At 62.5% G+C, this 16,309-nt stretch carries 16 protein-coding genes and 1 pseudogene; 2 read left to right on the top strand and 15 right to left on the bottom strand.

What is annotated here, in order from left to right; translation table 11 throughout:
• Window positions 1-127: 127 nt before the first annotated feature.
• From sctU to sctW, 12 genes are all read right to left on the bottom strand, one after another.
• The gene (gene sctU / locus D3M70_RS27825; RefSeq protein ID WP_120129091.1) at window positions 128-1,204 is read right to left on the bottom strand and encodes a type III secretion system export apparatus subunit SctU; all 1,077 of its coding nucleotides are present in this window, start codon (window positions 1,202-1,204) and stop codon (window positions 128-130) included.
• Complete coding sequence (gene sctT / locus D3M70_RS27820) at window positions 1,201-1,995, bottom strand: type III secretion system export apparatus subunit SctT (protein ID WP_120129089.1); 795 nt, start codon at window positions 1,993-1,995, stop codon at window positions 1,201-1,203. The genes sctU and sctT overlap by 4 nt, the downstream gene beginning before the upstream one ends.
• The gene (gene sctS, locus D3M70_RS27815; RefSeq protein ID WP_110948095.1) at window positions 1,996-2,262 is read right to left on the bottom strand and encodes a type III secretion system export apparatus subunit SctS; all 267 of its coding nucleotides are present in this window, start codon (window positions 2,260-2,262) and stop codon (window positions 1,996-1,998) included.
• A gap of 7 nt (window positions 2,263-2,269) precedes the next feature.
• Entirely contained in the window at window positions 2,270-2,923 is a 654-nt protein-coding gene (sctR, locus tag D3M70_RS27810) for a type III secretion system export apparatus subunit SctR (RefSeq protein ID WP_120129087.1), read from the bottom strand.
• Window positions 2,920-3,339, bottom strand: coding sequence for a FliM/FliN family flagellar motor switch protein (locus tag D3M70_RS27805; protein WP_120129085.1), 420 nt, complete (start codon window positions 3,337-3,339; stop codon window positions 2,920-2,922). Before D3M70_RS27805 ends, sctR begins: the two co-directional genes overlap by 4 nt.
• Complete coding sequence (locus D3M70_RS27800) at window positions 3,329-4,051, bottom strand: type III secretion system protein (protein ID WP_120129083.1); 723 nt, start codon at window positions 4,049-4,051, stop codon at window positions 3,329-3,331. The genes D3M70_RS27805 and D3M70_RS27800 overlap by 11 nt, the downstream gene beginning before the upstream one ends.
• Window positions 4,048-4,596 (bottom strand): type III secretion system HrpP C-terminal domain-containing protein, encoded by a 549-nt coding sequence (locus D3M70_RS27795; protein WP_256660012.1) that lies wholly within the window; start codon window positions 4,594-4,596, stop codon window positions 4,048-4,050. Before D3M70_RS27795 ends, D3M70_RS27800 begins: the two co-directional genes overlap by 4 nt.
• A gap of 6 nt (window positions 4,597-4,602) precedes the next feature.
• Window positions 4,603-5,049, bottom strand: coding sequence for a YscO family type III secretion system apparatus protein (locus D3M70_RS27790; RefSeq protein ID WP_120129081.1), 447 nt, complete (start codon window positions 5,047-5,049; stop codon window positions 4,603-4,605).
• A 168-nt stretch (window positions 5,050-5,217) separates the two neighbouring features.
• A complete protein-coding gene (locus D3M70_RS27785) occupies window positions 5,218-6,567 on the bottom strand; it encodes a FliI/YscN family ATPase (protein WP_120129079.1) in 1,350 nt (449 codons plus the stop codon).
• Window positions 6,564-7,541: a type III secretion system inner membrane ring subunit SctD gene (gene sctD, locus D3M70_RS27780; RefSeq protein WP_120129077.1), complete on the bottom strand. Its 978-nt coding sequence runs from the start codon at window positions 7,539-7,541 to the stop codon at window positions 6,564-6,566. Before sctD ends, D3M70_RS27785 begins: the two co-directional genes overlap by 4 nt.
• Window positions 7,542-7,559: 18 nt before the next feature.
• On the bottom strand, window positions 7,560-9,689 hold the full coding sequence (sctV, locus tag D3M70_RS27775; protein WP_120129075.1) for a type III secretion system export apparatus subunit SctV: 2,130 nt from the start codon (window positions 9,687-9,689) through the stop codon (window positions 7,560-7,562).
• Entirely contained in the window at window positions 9,689-10,801 is a 1,113-nt protein-coding gene (gene sctW, locus D3M70_RS27770) for a type III secretion system gatekeeper subunit SctW (protein ID WP_256660010.1), read from the bottom strand. The genes sctV and sctW overlap by 1 nt, the downstream gene beginning before the upstream one ends.
• 243 nt (window positions 10,802-11,044) lie before the next feature.
• Here sctW and D3M70_RS27765 point away from each other — a divergent pair, with 243 nt between their 5' ends.
• On the top strand, window positions 11,045-11,599 hold the full coding sequence (locus tag D3M70_RS27765) for an RNA polymerase sigma factor (protein WP_120129073.1): 555 nt from the start codon (window positions 11,045-11,047) through the stop codon (window positions 11,597-11,599).
• Window positions 11,600-11,945: 346 nt separating this feature from the next.
• Here D3M70_RS27765 and D3M70_RS27760 read toward each other — a convergent pair whose 3' ends face one another.
• Both D3M70_RS27760 and D3M70_RS27755 read right to left on the bottom strand, forming a co-directional pair.
• Window positions 11,946-13,202 carry a carbohydrate porin gene (locus tag D3M70_RS27760; RefSeq protein WP_120129071.1) on the bottom strand — a complete coding sequence of 419 codons (1,257 nt, stop codon included), beginning with the start codon at window positions 13,200-13,202 and terminating at the stop codon, window positions 11,946-11,948.
• Between the two features lie 294 nt (window positions 13,203-13,496).
• Window positions 13,497-14,375, bottom strand: a complete 879-nt coding sequence (locus D3M70_RS27755; protein ID WP_218568456.1) for a LysR family transcriptional regulator — start codon at window positions 14,373-14,375, stop codon at window positions 13,497-13,499.
• A gap of 121 nt (window positions 14,376-14,496) precedes the next feature.
• Here D3M70_RS27755 and D3M70_RS27750 point away from each other — a divergent pair, with 121 nt between their 5' ends.
• On the top strand, window positions 14,497-15,843 hold the full coding sequence (locus D3M70_RS27750) for an MFS transporter (RefSeq protein WP_120129067.1): 1,347 nt from the start codon (window positions 14,497-14,499) through the stop codon (window positions 15,841-15,843).
• A gap of 195 nt (window positions 15,844-16,038) precedes the next feature.
• Here the strand turns inward: D3M70_RS27750 and D3M70_RS33765 are convergent.
• Window positions 16,039-16,287 (bottom strand): annotated as a pseudogene (locus D3M70_RS33765) (aldo/keto reductase); the annotation flags it as partial.
• Window positions 16,288-16,309 lie beyond the last annotated feature (22 nt).

Below are 16,309 nucleotides of genomic sequence, written 5' to 3'. Positions count from 1 at the left end.
TGGCGCGATGATCGTTCCCACGCTCCAGCGTGGGAATGCCTCGCCGATCAAGAGCGCGTGGGAACGATCAAGATTGCTGCCGCCAGCAAGCCGGCTCCCGCAAAAGATCGCGGTGTTCATACAGAAGTTAATCCTCCTCGATCCGAATCACCTCATCGGTCACTTCTTCCAGTTGACGCACCACCTGATAAATATGCGCGACTGCCAACAAGGTCGGGCGAGGGATGTGTTTGCCCGGTTTGACCTTGTACAGCGTGCGCGCCAGCCAGATGCTTTGCACCACCGGAATCCCGGCCTTCTTCGCGCGGGCGATCAGCGCCAGCGCGTCGTCGTCCTCGCCCTTGCAATGGATCAACGGCAATGGCGTCTTGCCGGGGCGGTAATACAGCGCGACGGCGTAATGCGTGGGATTGACCACCAGCATGTCGGCGTCTTCCACCGGTTTGGGCGGTGCGGTCGGGGCCTGGTTCAACAACTCGTGGGCCAATTGCCGGCGATGGCCTTTGACGTGCGGGTCGCCCTCGGACTGTTTGTATTCCTTCTTGATGTCCTCGTGGCTCATGCGCAGCTTCTTGGCGTGGAAGTACTTCTGCAGCGCGAAATCGACGATGCCGATTACCAGCAACAGACCCAGGGTCGCCCGCAGGATGTGCCGGAACAGCTGCAACAGTGAATGCCAGTAGGTCGTCAGGTCCGTGTTGGACAACAGAATCAGCGCCCCCAGCGACGGTTTGACCACGGCATACAGGGTGGCAGCAATCGCGGTCGCCTTGAGTACGCTGAGCAGCAGCGTGGTCAGGCTCTGCGCAGAGAACATCTGCTTGGCGTGGGCGAAAGGGTTCAGCTTGTTGATGTCGATTTTCAGCGCCTTGGGGGCGAACAGAAAGCCGATCTGCATCCAGCTGCCGACCAGTCGCATCAGCATCGCCATGCCGACGCTGCTCAGAATGAACCCGATCAGCACCGTCGCACCTTCGCTGGCGACCTGCTCGATGGTGTGCATGTACGGCTTGCCGATGCCCTGAAACGACAGCGACATCAGGTGTTGCAGGCGGGCGACGCTTTCGTCCGCCAGGCCCAGCGTGATCTCGCTGACCACCAGCAGCACCAGCAGTTTGCTCAGGTCCTGACTCTGCCCGACCTGGCCTTTTTCGCGGGCGTCGCGCAGCTGTTTGGGCGTGGCCTTTTCGGTTTTTTCGCTCATGGCACCGGCACCAGTTGGGTGAGCAGGTGCTTGAGGTCGGCCAGTTGCAGAATCTGGCCGTTGCCCAGTTCCAGCAGGGTGGGCAGGTAGATCAGCAGGAAGGCGATGCCGGCCATGCTTTTCGCGGGCATGGCGAGGATCGACACGTTCAGTTGCTGCGCATACAGCCCGATGATCGCCAGTGCGGCTTCGATCAATAGCAGCAGACCAATGAACGGCGCGGCATAGAGCATCATGTGTTGCAGGGTCTGGTTCAGCTGTTCGAGAAACACGTTCAGGCCATCGACCGTCATGCCGGGCAACCAGGCGGTGGGCGGCCAGACCTGATAGCTGTCCCAGATCACCTGCGTGATCAGCGACAGGCCACCGGAGAGGATCACCAGCATGATCAGGGTTTCCTGAAACAGCTCGCCCAGCGGTGTGGCGTCCGGGCCCAGCGCCGGGTTCAACTGCCCGCCGCTCAACGCGCCGCGCTGGCTGTCGAGCAGGGCACCGACCGAGGCGAACATCCAGAACGGCGCGTACAGCAACAGACCCAATAACGTCCCCAACACGGCTTCCTTGAGCAGCAGGGCGCCGATGGAAAACCAGTCATCCTCGAATGACGACACCGCGCGGCTGATCGCGGGCGCCGGAACCATCGACACCACCAGCACCACCGCATAACGCAGCGGACCCTTGAGGTATTTGAAGCAAAACGCCGGGACCAGAATCATGCACGGCAACAGGCGGGCCGTGGCCAGGCCCATGCCCAGCATCAGTTCGAACAACCCCTGTGCATCGAACGGCATCTAGTGCGCGCCTCCAGAGCGGGCAATCAAGTCGAACGCCATGTTGATGAACTGAATCAGTTCGACCCCGATCCAGCGTCCGGTCATCGCCAGGGTCAGGCCGACCGCCGCCAGCTTGATGCCGAAGGGCAGGGTCTGGTCCTGAATCTGCATCAGGGCCTGCACCAGCGAGGTGATCACCCCGACCAGCACCGCGACGCCCAGCGGCGGGGCGGTGAGAATGACCACCAGAAACATGCCCTGCTTGAACAACGCCAACGCTTCCATGACCGCCTCACATATAGGAATAGAACAGGCTGTCCAGCAGACGCGTCCAGCCTTGCACGAGGACGAACAGCAGCAATTTGAGCGGCAAGGAAATGGTCATCGGCGAGACCATCTGCATGCCCAGCGCCAGCAGCAGGTTGGAGACGATCAGGTCGATGACGATGAAGGGGATATAGATCAGAAAGCCGATCTGAAACCCGGCCTGCAGCTCGGACAGCACGAAGGCCGGAATCGCCAGCAGCAGATCGCTCTTGGTTGCCTGGTCGGCCATGTCTTTGGGCCACATGCGTTGGGTGTTGTCGAGCAGATGGGCGATCACGTCCGGATCGGTGTTGCGGGTCATGAAGCGTTGCAGCGGTTCGATCACGGTGCTGGCGCTGGCTTGCAGTTTGTCGGTGCTGCCCATTTCCAGCGGATGCTCATGAACCCGCTGCTGGATTTCATGGGCGACGGGCGCCATGACGAACATCGTCGCGGCCAGCGCGATGCCGTACATCGCCATGTTCGGCGGGACTTGCTGGACGCCGATGGCATTGCGAGTGATCAACAGGGTCATGGCGATCTTGAGAAACGCCGTGCACACGATCAGCAAAAATGGAATCAGCGACAAGGCACCAAGGAACAGCGCCAGCAGTACCGGGTTCATCCCGTCCATGATCATGCCGGCGTCGCCATCCGGGTGATCTGCAGGCCCAGCCGGCCTTCGACATCCACCAGTTCGCCTTCGGCCACCACCCGTTCGCCATGGCACAGCGTGGCGTGGCCGGGCGTCACGCCGTTGACTTCGACAACGCTTCCGGCGGCGATGCGGCGCAGTTCCCCCAAGGTGAGATTCAGGTTGCCGCAACGCAGCGTGAGGGCCATTGGCAGTTGGTCGAGCGCGTCGAGGGGCTCGGGTTCCTCGGCCGCGTGATGGGCGTTGTCTGGCTGCTCGTCAGCGGCGTCGTGCCACTGCGATTCGGCAGGCATGCGTTTTTCGGCAAGGTCATCGTCATCACCATTGGCCTGAGGCGCTTCTTCGTATTCATCGTCAGGCGCGATGTCCAGTTGTTCGTCGTACAGCGCTTCATTGGCCATGTTCCAGGGCTTCCTCGTGGCTGAACCGCAGATACAGCTGCCGTTCGTGGCGGTCGGTCTGCACTGCCCATTGCCGGCCTCCCAGTTGCAGGCGGCCATTGCCGTCGCTGTCGAAATGACTGAGTGGCGCCAGCAGCACATCGCCCGGTTGCAGCGAGGCCAGTTGCGCCAGGGTCAACGACAACTGCCCCAGTTCCAGCGGCTGGCTGACCGGCCACTGTTCGTCGAGGGCTTGCCGATGGGCAACCCAGGGAGCAGCGTCCAGCAAGCGCAACAGTGTCCGGGCCTCGGCACGAATCAGGCCGTTGAGCGACTGATCGCCCCACAGCACCTGTATTCGGCAGGTCATCACGGCAGCAGGCAGTGCAGTGATATCGCTGAGTGGCTCAAGGGGGCAAAGCAGTTCCGCGATTGGCGCACGCAAGCGCTGATTGATGACCTGCCAATACCAGGGTTGATGATCTCCGGCGAGGCTGACCGGAAGTTCGCTGAGGAGGCTCAGCACGGCGTCGGCATCGCTCAGGCCAATGGGACCTGCTGCGCTGGCGAACCAGGTGACGGGGTGGTCGGCCATGGGGTTGCCGGGAAGGGGGCGAAGGCTCAGTTCGCCAGTCGTTCCCTGAGTGCAAAACGTCAGGCTGACCCCTGCACCGAGGCGGCGACTGAGCAGGGCGTCGGTGGCGCCGACCTTGCGCAGAGACAGAGCGCTCATGCCTGAAGCTCCTCATGAAAAGACAGATCGACGTCCTGCCCCAAGGCGTCGGCGAGGGCGTTTTTGCAGGCGCGCTGGTGGGGTTGCAGGCGCTTGATCAGCCCTTTGCGGGCAAAGCCCAGCTCGATGTTCCAGTGGTTGGCGTGCTTGTTGGCATTAACCTGCACTTTGCCCAGGTGGGGCATCAGTAAGGTCACGTTGAACGGACCGTCGGGAAGGTTTGGCAAGCGCTGCGCCAGTTCGTCGATCAGTTGCGTCGGCACCCCATCGCCGGGCGGCAACAGATTGAAGCCGCTGCCGGAAAACCCGGAATGATCAGGCTCCTCGCTCACCGGCGGCACCAGCAATTGCGAGAAAAACAGCCCGTCAGCGTTCAGAGTTTCTTGTTGAGCGGGTTGGTTCCAGGCCGGGCGCAGACGTTCGAGATCCCCGCGACGCGGATTGCCAGACAACGGGCGATTGTTGCTGACGGGCGGTTCGCTCGTCGCGGGGCTCGGCCGGGCTTGAGGACGCAGGTGGGGTGGGGCTTTGATCGGACTGTTCATGACGGCTCAACCTTGTTCACTGAGGGCTTCGGCCAGGCAGGCGAGCTTTTCCACGGCGCGCTGCGAAGCTTTCGCCGCGTCTCGGGCCTGCTGGAGACGTACCTGTTGCTCATCGAGACTCGACCGCTGGCGCTGCATGTCCTGACGCAGGTAGGCCAGACGGTCGAGCATGCGGTTTTCCTTTTCATGCCATCGGTCCAGGTCGCTCAGTGACATGGATTTCTTCAGGTTCGCCTTGCTCAGCGTCTGACGCCGTTCGCGTTGGTTGTCCCGTTCCTGAGTCAGGGACTCGCGCTTCTGTTGCAACTGCGCCTGCATCGCCTCCAGCGCCTGTTGCGCCCGCCGTTGAGCGCGCTCGGCGCTGGCCTGACGGTGCTGTCGCAACGGCGTGAGCACGCCAATCACCTGCTCCAGCGCCAGGCGTTGAGGGTCGATTTCTGAGTCTTGGTCCATCGAGCAATCTCCCGGAGAACATCAATGTGTGGCGCAACGGCTTTTGATTCGGGCCGAAGGCCGTAGCCGTCCGGCTTGCCGGCGGTAGCGCTCTCACGTCCGTCACCGCCGGCAAGCCGGACTGCTACAGGGGGGCGGGGTGTGCCAGAGGAGGCGGCGTTCATTGCGTCACTCCGGCAACTGCGCAGTCAGTTGCATCAACGCGTCGAGGGTGTCCTGTAGCGGTACCGGTTCGCGCAGGTCCTGACGCAGAAAGGCGTTGATCGGTTCGTTGAGCTGCACCGCGCAATCGGTCACGGGATCACCACCTGGCTGGTACTCGCCCAGGCGCAGAAGCATTTCCACCTGCCGATAGGCCGCCATTAGCCGCCGCAACCGGTTGTTCGCCTGTTGGTGTTCGCGGCCGGTGACGTTGCTGAGGATCCGGCTGATGCTGGCCTGCACGTCGATGGCCGGGTAGTGACCGCGCTCGGCCAGTTTTCGCGACAACACGATGTGGCCGTCCAGCAGCGAGCGCACTTCATCGGCCACCGGATCGTTCATCGAATCCTGCTCGATCAGCACGGTGTACAGCGCCGTGATCGAGCCGTTTTCGCTCATCCCCGCACGCTCCACCAGACGCGGCAACAAGGTGTACACCGAAGGCGGCAGGCCCCCGCGACCCAGGGGCTCGCCCGCCGCGATGCCTATTTCACGCTGGGCGCGGGCGAAGCGGGTCAGGGAGTCGAGCAGCAACAACACTTTCATGCCGCGTTCCCGATACGCCTCGGCAATCGCCGTTGCAGTGAACGCCGCCCGGGCCCGCTCCATGCTCGAGCGATCGGAGGTGGCGCACACCAGCACCGAGCGGCTGCGCAACGTGGCGTCCAGCTCATGATCGAGAAACTCGCGCAGTTCGCGACCCCGCTCGCCGATCAGCCCGAAGACGATCACATCGCAGGCCATGTTGCGCGCCAGTTCGGCCATCAGCGTGGTCTTGCCACAACCGGCCCCGGCGAACAGTCCGACCCGTTGACCTTCTCCCAGCAGAATGGCGCTGTCGATGGCGCGCACACCGGTGGGCAGGGCATTGGTGATCCTCGGGCGCTGAGTGGGCGGCAGTGCGTCGGCGATCACCGGCAATGTCACGCGACGGTCGTCGGGCCCGGCAAAGGCACCTTGCGAACCTTCCAGCAACGGCCTGCCGAAACCGTCGAGCACACTGCCCAGCAGGCTGTCGTCGACGCCAATGCGATGGGCCATACCGAGGGGGCGAATGTGCGCGCCGACCTGGACGCCGTCCGGCGTCCCCAAGGCACTGAGCAGCGTGCAGTCACGGGTGAACCCGACGATTTCCGCGAGCATGTTACTGCCGTCGGCCTTGCTCACTTCGCACAGGTCACCCACTTTCGCCGCTGGAATCTGACACTCCAGCAGAATTCCGCTGACGGCACTGACGCGACCGCTGACCTGCACCGCAGAAAAGGCGTTCAGGCGCCGCGCATGGGCGGATTTCCATTGATCGAGCGCCGCGTTCACCAGTTCACCTCGTAGTGCCGGTCGCCGTCGAACTGTATGCTTTTGTCGTCGATGCGGGTCAGGCGCAGGCCCTCCAGTTCATCGCCGATGTACAGCCGATGACCGTCAGCCGTGACCAGGTGCGCGTGAGGGCCCGACATGATCTGCACGATGGTGAACGGCAAGCCGTTGCTGGAGGTGCTGACGTTGTCGATCAGTGCGACGGGCGACTCATACCGGTCCTTGAAGCGTTGCAGCATGCGCTGATAAACCCGCTGCGATTCGGCGTTGAGATTGCCACTCAAGGCCAGTCCTTCCGGGGTCTGCTGCACATTGACCTCACTGAGCAGGCGGTCGCTGAGCATGGTATTGAGCTGGCGTCGGGTGTCGGCGACGCTGGCCAGTTGAATGCGTTTGTGTGCCGGTTCTACGGTGGGTTTGGCGTTGGCTTTTGCATTGGCTTGCGCCGTGGTGGAAGGCTGAGCGGCCGCCGTGACGGGAACCGAATCTGGCGCGACGCCTGCGCTGCGGGTCAGGCTCCAGGCACTGCCCGCGATGCCCAGCAAAACTCCGATGACGATCCCGGTGGTGCGATTGAGAATTCGCGAGCGGGCTTCGACTTTTTCCAGCGGCGGCGCACTGGTGACGGGGTCGGGCTGTGGCTCAGGCCCCGGCGCCTGGAAGAGCGCCGGAACCGACGGCCAGGCATGTTCGGCGGGGGAGACGCAAAGCCACACCGAGCCCAGCACGAATGCCGTGTTGGGCATCAGCGCGGTGGTGGCATGGGGATGACCTTCCTCGTCCCAAATGCTGCCGTCGGCGGCGTTCAACACCCAACGTTCGCCCTGACGTTGCAGTCGACAATGCAGCGGTTCGACGCCGGGGTCGTGCAGCGCCAGATCCTGTTCGGCATCCGAACCGATTGCCCACTGCTCACCCACCAACGGCAGCGCAGCGCCCTGATGCAGGCCGGTCAATACCCGTAATTCAAACATGCGCGATTCTCCAGGTACTCAAGCGGCGTCCTCGCTGTCCATCTCATCGAGGCGATGGTCGTGCTCGTCTTCGTAGCCGTCCTCAAGGTCGTCATCCAGTTCGAAGCGGCCCAGCACCTTGACCTGTGCCGCGTTGCTGATTTCGGCGAAAGACAGCACGGGCACGTGATAGAACTCTTCCTGCAGCAAGGTGCGCAGGGGGCTGCGCAAGTCCTGCGCCACCAGCAGCACGGCCTGTTCGGCGGTACGCTGCGGGAAGGCATAGTGCAGTTGTTGCACCAGCAGCTGGCTGGTGTCGTTGTCCAGGGAAAAGAAGGTTTCGGTCTGGGTCTGACGCAGCGCATCGCGCAGGACGCCTTCGCTTTCCGGGGTCAACACCCAGACCAGCAAGCCTTCAGCGCCGCAATACTGATGGTAGATCTGTGATTTCAGGGCGATGCGCACGTAATCGGCCAGCACCGTTACTTCGCGTTCATGCTGGCCGTGCTCGATCAGGGTTTCGGCGATCACCCGAATGGCCCGCAGCGGCACGCACTCCGAGGCCAGACGCTGCAAGACCGCCGAGAACCGCGCCAGGGGCAGGACGCGCTGCATCTCCTGGGCCAGTTCAGGCTGCTCGCTCTCCAGCCAGCCGAGGATCGCCTTGGTCTCCTGCAAACCGATGAACTGCGGGCCGCACGACTGCAACGCGCGCTCCATGCGCTCGATGATCAGGGTCATGGCGTCGACCCGCTCGACCTTCTGGTCCTGCAACTCGGGCGCGTCAGCCGGCAACCACGCCCATTGGCCTTCCTGACGCTCGCTGCTGGCATACACCGCGCTGTCGGGTGACGTTTCGAGCAGTCGCGCATCCACCGCGACATGACTCTGGGTGAAGGTCGCCTTGAGCAGCGGCACTTCGTAGACCGAAAAGCGGAACTCGTCTGCCGGCAGGTGCTCGACCTGCTCGATGATGAACGACGGCAGCGTCAGGCCGTATTGCACCACCAGCCGGTTGCGGCGCTGACGAATCTCGCTGACCAGCGCCTCGACCTGTGCCGGGTTCTGGCTGGGGTGGAACTGAAGGACGAACTGACGGCTGGGGGAGAACGTGCGCAGGTCTTCGCGGCCGTTCATCTCTGGCGCCACGGCCACCGCCTGGGCCTGTTCGGCCTGGGGTCTGGCCCGTTGCAGCTGCAACAGCCCACCGCAGCCGCAGATGATCGCGATGACGATGAACACCGCCGTCGGCATGCCGGGCAGGGCGGCGAACCCGAGCATCGCCACGGCAGCGATGATCCAGGCCTTCGGCTGGCTGGTGATCTGCTCGGCGATCTGTCGGCCGATGTTGGCTTCGGCGCGGTCTTCATCAGGCACGCGGGTGATGATCATGCCGCAGGTGACCGAAATCAGCAGCGCCGGAATCTGCGCGATCAGACCGTCGCCGATGGTCAGCACGGTGTACACCTGCAACGCGTCGCCGGCGCTCATGTTGTGCTGCACCACGCCGATGGCGATGCCGCCGATCATGTTGATGGCGACGATGATCAGACTGGCGATGGCGTCGCCGTTGACGAACTTCATGGCCCCGTCCATGGCCCCGAACAGCTGGCTTTCCTTGCCAAGCTCCGAACGGCGACGACGGGCTTCATGCACGCTGATCAGGTTGGCGCGCAGGTCACTGTCGATGGACATCTGCTTGCCGGGCATGGCGTCCAGCGTGAAGCGCGCGCCGACTTCGGCCACCCGCTCGGAGCCTTTGGTGATCACCAGAAAATTGACCACCGTGAGGATCAGGAAGATCACCATGCCCACCGCCAGGTTGCCGCCGACGACGAACTGACCGAACGCCTCGACGATGTGTCCTGCGTCCTGGTTGAGCAGGATCAGGCGCGTGGTGGAAATCGACAGCGCCAGGCGAAACATGGTGGTCAGCAGCAGCACCGCCGGAAACGTCGAGAACGCCAGGGGCCGGGGCAAGTGCATCGCGAGCATGATCAACAGGCAGGAGATGCAGATGTTGATGGCGATCAGCACATCCACAAGCCCGGTGGGCAGCGGCGTGATCATCATGAACACGATGGCGATCACCACAAAGGCGCCGACGATTTCCGAGCGGCGCATGGCGGCCAAAGCAAGCTGGTTGAGCAGGTTGATGACACGATCCATCAGGCGAGGCCCCCCTGGAGCTGGTTCTGTTCCTGCCGAGTGAGTTCGGCCATGAGAATGAGCAGGTTGCCCAGTGCGTTCTGCCGGCTTTTCATGTCACGCCAGAGCAGGATCGGCAGTTGTTGCAGCATCGGGCGCAGGCCGTTGAGGAAAGCGAGCTGATGCTTGAGCTGCTGGCCGCCGATGTGCTGGGTCAGTTGCAGGGTTTCGTTGAGGCTCATGCCTTTGCCCGAGAGCGCCAGCAGGTGTTTGAGGAAGGCCGCCGGGTCGACTTGCAGGACCGGGTTCTTGTTGCGCATGCGCCCCAGCAGGTGTTCGCAGCCTTGCAACAGGGTCGCGACGTGACGCGCGGTGTTGAGGCCGTGCATCAGGGTGCGCAGTTGCTGGGGGGAGGTCGAGGGTGTCAGGGCGGACAGATCGTCGGCGATGGCGCTGCGCATGTCTTTGAGGTTGAGCTCGAATTCGCCGGCCTGCTCCTGCTCGCTGAGCAGCGCGTCGATCATCCCGGTGATGTTTTGCTGTCCAGAGACCGCAACGCCATACAGGTTGCGCAGGGCGCCACGGCGCTTGCTGTCCAGACCGGATCGGGCGAACGCCTTGGTGTTGTTGAGCCCCGCGCGCGCACGCTTGCCGTACTTGCGCCGCAACAGTTTGAGTTGTTGGGTCAGCACCACGTGCTCGCCGGTGGCGCCGTCGGCTTGCGCCTGTTTCCTGGCCGCCTGGAGCACCACATGGGCCTTTGCCGGGTCGCCGTCGGCAAAACCGAGGATCTGCGCAAGGCTCGCAGCGCGCTGTTTCTGCAACTGCTTGCGCAGGTTGCGTGCCGCGTCGTCGAGCCCCGTGTCCTGGGTGCCCATCAGCAATGAATACAGCTCGCCGAGCTTCACCGCTCGCGATTGCAGCGCGTTACTGCTGGCGATCAATTCGCGCTGGCTCAACCCCCGGTTTTGCTGGACGAGCGCTGCGGCCAATCGCGAGACCTGCTGCGGCGAGACCCCTCCCATATTGGGCGTATTGGTACGCGGCGGTGTGACCGGTGCGGCAGCATTGCTCGCGGGGGCGGGCGCAGGGCTGTGCAACGCGGGCGGCGCAGTCGGGGCGGCGATTTTCATGGGACGGTTCTGAGCGTGGTCATGCGCTCTGAGTGGTCGTGGCGGGTGGGCAGTTCCATCGATGGGGCAATCAATGAATCTGTGCCAAAAACCGTTTGAGAATCAGCGCCTTCGCGCAAGAATTTGCACGGCGCTTGTCTCGATGAAAATAATTAGCTAATTAAATCAGCAAGTTACAGCAGTAAATCGCGTGGCACGCATATCGCTATAGGGCTAACACACTCCAAACAAGGAAGAGCCCTTATGTTTCCCAGCCTCGCGATTCTCGATATCGACCCCGCAACCCGCCGTCAGCCGGTGCCTGGCATTCGGCAATTGACCAGCGATCAGGTGAAGATGATTCGTGCGTTCATTCAGAAGCGGGTGATGAACCCGGACGATGTCGACGACATCCTGCAATGCACCTTTCTTGAGGCGCTGCGCAGCGAGCACAAGTTCCAGAACGCGAGCAAGCCGCAGACGTGGTTGTGCGGGATCGCCCTGAACCTGATCCGCAATCACTTTCGCAAGATGTATCGCCAGCCTTATCAGGAGAGCTGGGAGGACCACACCCACACCGAACTCGACAGCCAGGGCGACATCGGCCATCAGGTGGACGGCCACCGGCAACTGGTGCGTGCGGTCAAGGCGATCGGCGCGCTGCCGTCGAACATGCAGCGGGTGATCGAGGTGTCACTGGAAATGGATGGCAATTATCAGGAAACAGCTTCGTCGCTGGGGGTGCCGATCGGCACGGTGCGTTCGCGTCTGTCTCGGGCCAGGGAACAACTGAAGCGGCAGATGGATCCGTTCGCCTGAAAGGGGCTCAGGCCTGTGCCGGGCACAGCTGCAGCAGCAACGCCGTTTCAGATGTGCTCGGAAACGGTCGCGGCTTTGACCAGGTCGTGCAGTGCGAATGCGCGGTTGGCCAGGAAAATGGTGGCGGCGGTGAGTACGACGGCGTTGATCAGGTGCAAGGTCATGGTCGCAAGTCCTTCAGGTGAACAGGGGCGGTAAGTGATGTGGCGATGTTACGCGAGGCCCGAAAAACCTGAAGACAATCGCCTTCATGGTGTTCATCAACCAGATTGATGGGGCCGTTCGAGGGCTCTGGATCGGCCCTTTTCAGCGATCATCCGTGGCTTTTCGGGGACGCGCTCACCCGTCACAACGTCGCCTTGACCTGCAAACCGACGATCAGCGTGTTGTCGATGTCCTCACCGTAAAACGCACCTGGCTCGATGATGTACTGGATCGATGGACGCAGCGTCAGCCACGGGGCGACCTGTGCGCCGTAGGTCATCTCCACCAGGCCTTCGCCGCTGGCCAGGTCCGGGAAATCCTGACCGTTGGCCAGTGCGGCGTTTTCCTGCACATCGCGGCTACGCGAGTTGAACACCGCACGGCCATAGCCGATGGCGACGGTGTCGTTGGGGCGGGAGACGAAAGGCTTTTTCAGCGCAAAGCCGGCGGAGTACCAGCGGCGGAACGGTGCGGCCGCAGCGCTGGCGTTGGAGAACTGGCCAAACATGTGCACATTGCGCCCGGTGACGTCGCTGGAGTTCCAGATCGCCTGGTCCATCAGGAAATACGAGCCTTCACGGCCGGCGACCTCCTTGCCGGTGCCGATGCGCGGCGCATCCGAGGTGTCGTAGTAGTAGCCGACGCGGTATTCGCCAGGCATGTCACCCAATACGTTGTAGATCGCCTCGATGGGCAGAATGTTGCCTGTGCTGTCCTTGGGCGCCATGTCCCAGGCGCGGCTGGACTCGCCGCTGCTCGCGGCATCGACCTTGAACGCAGCGACCTGCAGCGCGAAGTTCGGGGTAAACCGGTATTTGGCCATCGCCCCCAAGTGCGCGTTCGGGTAGTTGCTCCAGCCGCTACCGCCGGACATCGCCAGCGGATGGCCGCAGAATCCGGCGTTCATGAAGTTGCACAGAATGCCGGTGCTCAGACCCCCCAGGTCATTGCCCATCGCCATATAGCCCAGCTTGACGTTCAGCGCAGGGGTGAACAGGGTGTTTTCGTAGCTCAACTCGGTCAGGCGCGTGTACAGCCCACCGTAGTTTTCCTGGACCGGCAGGCGGTTGCCGACCAGATCGCCCGATCCATCGTTGCCGCGTCGGTCGTTGATGGTCAGCTGGATCTTGCCGCCGCTTTCCAGGTCCAGCAGCTTGCCCAGATCGAATTGCGCGCCGAGCTTGATGTTCTGCGAATAACGCGTGCCGCGCTGTTTGCCGCCGTGGGCGTTGTAGACCGTCTCGCCGCTGTAGTCGCCAGTGATCTTCACCCCCTGCGCGGTCAGGCGACTGCGATTGCCGTCCCAGTCGCCGGTCATGGTCGAACGGTCCAGCCAGTCGTTGGCCAGGGTCGGCGAGGAAGCGGCCATGGCCATTACGGAACCGACGACGAGCGCCATCGACAATCCACGGCGCGGGCCGGATTCAGCAGGGTGTTGCGAAGGAATGCTCATTGATCAACCTGAGTTACGGTAGGTCGTCGCAGGGACGAAGGCATGTGAAAAGGGGGGGCGGCACGCGGGGCGCTCGCAAGCGGGCGCAATGAAAACATATTTTGGACTAACTGGTTAATCTGTTTTAACGATGGCGGGTATCGTCAGTCTCCATAGTCGTGAAGCCGAACACTGCCCGTTGACCTATCAGGGCGCTCAAGGCTGGCGATTGTTCATGTGGGCGCCGGCTTGCGGGCCAGATCAAACCAGCGCTTGCACCAACCCCTTGAATGCCGGCAGCGCCGGATTGTCATTGTCCTGCCGCGACACGATGTACAGCTCGGCATGCAAGTGCGCATCCTCCAGCGGGCGAAATTCCAGGTGGCCGCGGTGCAGTTGGGTGGCAGAGGCGGGGACGATGGCCAGCCCCAGACCAGCCTTGACCATGCTCACCACCGTGTGGGTCTGGCCCAGGTGATAGACATAGCGCGGCGTGACGCCGGTCACAGCAAACAAGCCGGCGATGCAGTCGTAGAAATAGCGGCCCTCGTCCGGTGCGTACATCACGAAGGGCTGCTGATCCAGATCGCGCACGGCAATCGCCTGTTTTTGCGCAAGGGGATGATTGCTCGGCAGCGCCACCAGCAGCGGCTCACGGCTGATCAGCTGCGCGTCAAGGGCGTCGCGGTCATTGATCTGGCGCACGAACCCCACATCGATACGATGAGCCGCCAGCGCGTCGAGCTGTGCGCCGGAGACCATTTCCTTGAGGGTGAACTGCAGACCCGGCAGTTCATCGGCGGCACGGGCGAGCAGCTGCGGAATCATCTGGTACGCACTGACCGCCGTGAACCCCAGCGTCAGACTGCCAGCTTCACCGCGCGCCAAACGCCGCGCCCCGTCAGCGGCCTGATCGGAGAACGCCAGAATGTGCCGTGCGTCGCGCAGGAAGCCCTGACCGGCGGCGGTCAGTTTCACCGATCGGTTGTTGCGCTCCAGCAACTGGATCCCCAGCCCGCGTTCCAGTAATTGCACCTGTCGGCTCAAAGGCGGCTGGGTCATGTACATCCGCGTGGCGGCGCGGCCGAAGTGCAGTTCTTCGGCAACGGCAACGAAACAGCGCAACTGGTGCAATTCCACGATTCAATATCCGTATCAATCCATACAGTCTCTATGTTAGACCTGAATCGTTCCCTGCTCCTATCATCGCGGCAAGAAGTTGTACGACAACAACAATAAAAGCCCTTATGGGAGACTCACCATGCTCAGCAAATCCCTTCCCGCGGATTTCGCCGACGCGCAAGCGAAGGTCGGCCGCCACCGTTTTCTCATTCTCTCGATGATCTTCATCGTCACCGTGGTCAACTACGCCGACCGGGCGACCATGTCCATTGCCGGCACTGGCGTGGTCAAGGACCTTGGGCTGGACCCGATGATGCTCGGCATGATTTTTTCGGCGTTCGCCTGGGCCTACGCGCTGGGGCAGATCCCCGGCGGCTGGCTGCTCGACCGCTTTGGCGCGCGCAAGGTGTACGGCGCAAGTCTGGTGCTGTGGTCGTGTTTCACCATGGCTCAGGGCACGGTGGGCTGGTTCGGTCTGATGGGGGCCTCGGCGGCCATGAGCCTGTTCGCCATGCGTTTCATGCTGGGGCTGGTCGAGTCTCCGGCGTTTCCAGCCAACAACCGCATCGTGTCCTGCTGGTTCCCGACCAGCGAACGCGGTACCGCCTCGGCGTTGTTCAACTCGGCGCAGTACATGGCGGTGGTGCTGTTCACCCCACTGATGGCCTGGCTGACCCACGCGCTGGGCTGGGAACACGTGTTCCTGTGGATGGGCGCGCTAGGCCTGGTATTGAGCGTCTTCTGGTTCGCCTTGTACCGCGAGCCGCACAGTGACAAACGCCTGAGCACCAAGGAACTGGACTATATGCGCGAAGGCGGCGCCCTGGTGGATCTGGAACTCAATCGCAAGGAGCAAAAGAGCAAAGCGACCTTCAAGGAGATCAAGCAACTGTTCACCAGCCGCACACTGTGGGCGATCTATCTGGGCCAGTACTGTATCACCGCGCTGACGTACTTCTTCATCACCTGGTTTCCGATCTACCTGATCAAGGGCCGGGGCATGACCATCATGGAAGCCGGCTGGGTCGCCGCGCTGCCGGCAATCTGCGGATTCTCCGGCGGGGTGCTGGGCGGGATGTTCTCCGACCTGCTGATCCGTCGCGGCGTGCATCCGTCCATCGCGCGCAAAACGCCATTTCTCATCGGGATGGTCATGTCGACCGTGCTGGTGCTGGCGAACTTCGTCGATGCCAACTGGATCGTCATCGCGCTGATGGCCTTCGCCTTCTTCGGCAAGGGCCTGGCCGCCGTGGGCTGGGCGGTGCTCTCCGACACCGCGCCTAAAAACATGGTCGGTCTCAGTGGCGGGGTGTTCAACGGCATCGGCAACATCGCCGGGATCATCACGCCGGTGGTGATCGGCTACATCGTGGCCACCACCGGCTCATTCAATATTGCCCTGTGGTTCGTCGCGGCCCATGGCCTGCTGGGTGTGTTCGCTTATGGGGTCCTGGCCGGGCGTTTCGAGCGGGTCGAGCTGCGCTGATTCCGGGCACCACGACACCCGCTGAAATCGCGATCGAAGTGACGGCCGATATCATTCGGGTGTCCGGTGGAATCGGGCGAGGGGAGGTGTAAGAACGCCAATCCATGAGGCGCCGGGTTCGCCACATCCAGGGATGCGCCGAACCCGGATCGAGTCAACGATTGAAGTTCTTTTGCAGGTGCGCCGGATAACGATTTCCTCGGTGAAGCGCGGCACCACGTTGCGGAAATCGTCCTGTGAAAAGGTCGTGCTGGCGTCGATGGCACCCGTCAGAAAGCCTTTGCCCAATGGGCTGAACGGCACGAAGCCGATGCCCAGTTCCTCCAGCAGCGGGAGAATTTCCTTCTCCGGCTCACGCCACCACAGCGAATATTCGCTTTGCAACGCCGTGACAGGTTGTACGGCATGGGCACGACGAATCGAATCGGCGCCCGCCACGGACAGAAAACGCATTCGCCGGACACAT

It is taken from the genome of Pseudomonas sp. LS-2 (assembly GCF_003605735.1).
Classification (GTDB): domain Bacteria; phylum Pseudomonadota; class Gammaproteobacteria; order Pseudomonadales; family Pseudomonadaceae; genus Aquipseudomonas.
The sequence above is the reverse complement of the archived record's forward strand: the minus strand, read 5'-3'. Positions and strand labels throughout refer to the sequence as shown.

Bases quoted from the DNA above. Each gene is read 5' to 3' on its own strand.
- sctW (WP_256660010.1), bottom strand. From the start codon at position 10,801: ATGAAAATCGCCGCCCCGACTGCGCCGCCCGCGTTGCACAGCCCTGCG.
- sctU (WP_120129091.1), bottom strand. From the start codon at position 1,204: ATGAGCGAAAAAACCGAAAAGGCCACGCCCAAACAGCTGCGCGACGCC.
- sctR (WP_120129087.1), bottom strand. From the start codon at position 2,923: ATGATCATGGACGGGATGAACCCGGTACTGCTGGCGCTGTTCCTTGGT.
- sctV (WP_120129075.1), bottom strand. From the start codon at position 9,689: ATGGATCGTGTCATCAACCTGCTCAACCAGCTTGCTTTGGCCGCCATG.
- D3M70_RS27765 (WP_120129073.1), top strand. From the start codon at position 11,045: ATGTTTCCCAGCCTCGCGATTCTCGATATCGACCCCGCAACCCGCCGT.
- D3M70_RS27795 (WP_256660012.1), bottom strand. From the start codon at position 4,596: ATGAACAGTCCGATCAAAGCCCCACCCCACCTGCGTCCTCAAGCCCGG.
- D3M70_RS27805 (WP_120129085.1), bottom strand. From the start codon at position 3,339: ATGGCCAATGAAGCGCTGTACGACGAACAACTGGACATCGCGCCTGAC.
- D3M70_RS27800 (WP_120129083.1), bottom strand. From the start codon at position 4,051: ATGAGCGCTCTGTCTCTGCGCAAGGTCGGCGCCACCGACGCCCTGCTC.
- sctT (WP_120129089.1), bottom strand. From the start codon at position 1,995: ATGCCGTTCGATGCACAGGGGTTGTTCGAACTGATGCTGGGCATGGGC.
- sctD (WP_120129077.1), bottom strand. From the start codon at position 7,541: ATGTTTGAATTACGGGTATTGACCGGCCTGCATCAGGGCGCTGCGCTG.
- D3M70_RS27750 (WP_120129067.1), top strand. From the start codon at position 14,497: ATGCTCAGCAAATCCCTTCCCGCGGATTTCGCCGACGCGCAAGCGAAG.
- D3M70_RS27790 (WP_120129081.1), bottom strand. From the start codon at position 5,049: ATGGACCAAGACTCAGAAATCGACCCTCAACGCCTGGCGCTGGAGCAG.
- D3M70_RS27760 (WP_120129071.1), bottom strand. From the start codon at position 13,202: ATGGCGCTCGTCGTCGGTTCCGTAATGGCCATGGCCGCTTCCTCGCCG.
- sctS (WP_110948095.1), bottom strand. From the start codon at position 2,262: ATGGAAGCGTTGGCGTTGTTCAAGCAGGGCATGTTTCTGGTGGTCATT.